The sequence below is a fragment of the Novosphingobium sp. HII-3 genome (assembly GCF_002916655.1).
Lineage (GTDB): Bacteria > Pseudomonadota > Alphaproteobacteria > Sphingomonadales > Sphingomonadaceae > Novosphingobium > Novosphingobium panipatense.
On record NZ_PPSM01000085.1, the window covers coordinates 1 to 849 of the forward strand.

The 849-nt window shown below is 59.6% G+C and carries 2 protein-coding genes; both read right to left on the reverse strand.

The features are described from left to right. Positions 1 to 44: 44 nt before the first annotated feature. Entirely contained in the window at positions 45 to 581 is a 537-nt protein-coding gene (locus C2R25_RS21375) for an HNH endonuclease (RefSeq protein ID WP_103730793.1), read from the reverse strand. Beyond that, positions 568 to 849 (reverse strand): hypothetical protein (locus C2R25_RS20600; protein WP_158250725.1); only part of this gene is annotated, 282 nt, incomplete at its 5' end. The genes C2R25_RS21375 and C2R25_RS20600, both read right to left, overlap by 14 nt.

An 849-nucleotide genomic window follows, 5' to 3' on the forward strand; every position in this document is an offset into this window, starting at 1 on the left:
CTTCGGCGGTGGCGGCGGTGAACTGCCGCACAAGGTCGCGCAAATTAACCACGGGGCGCCTCCACCTTGGCGAGGGCGGCGGCACGATTATCGCTATGGCGACGAGCCATTCGCTCCGAACGCCTGCCCCTCTCGGCGGCGCTCAGGTTTAGCTTATAGCCTCGGCGATATACCCGTTCAGAGTTGTGCTCACGAGTGTGCTGCGAGGAGGACAGTAGCTCAAGGTTGTCCAACTGGTTGTCAGACTTAACACCGTTGCGGTGATGCACGTGTTCATCCTCCCGCAGGAGGCGACCAAGATGACATTCCATCACGAACCGGTGCTGCTTGACCCTCCGGTGCCCCTGCGCCGTAAGAACACGCCCTTCGATGTATCCCTTACTGTTGACCCACCAAGTCTGAAGCTGGACATTTTGCCCGCCGTTCTTTTTGCGCGCACAAGGACGAGAGCAGTAGGATGCCCCTGCCCGCCTCGGCCGGAAATCGCTGCCGCATTCAGCGCAGGACTTGTTGTGGAGCTTACGATTCTGCCGCCCCCAAGTGTCGGCTAGGCCACTGTATGGCGTTTCAGCGCGAGGCATTGATGGCCTCCATGATATCTGAGGCTTCCTGATCTCCGCCTTGTGCTCGCTTGGCGATGTAGTCGTACATCGTCGGGCTAGCGGCGATCAGGCGGGCATCTGCTTCAGAACAAAATCCAGAGAGGTTGAAGTAAGACCCATCGTCATCGTTCGGATGCAGTCGGTACCCAAAAACGCTACCGTCTTCCTCAAGGGCTAGACCGATGCAGCGCTGCCCCGGATGACTGTCCCGCTGATACGGCGTCTGGCCAGCGAACCAAGGCCCCGG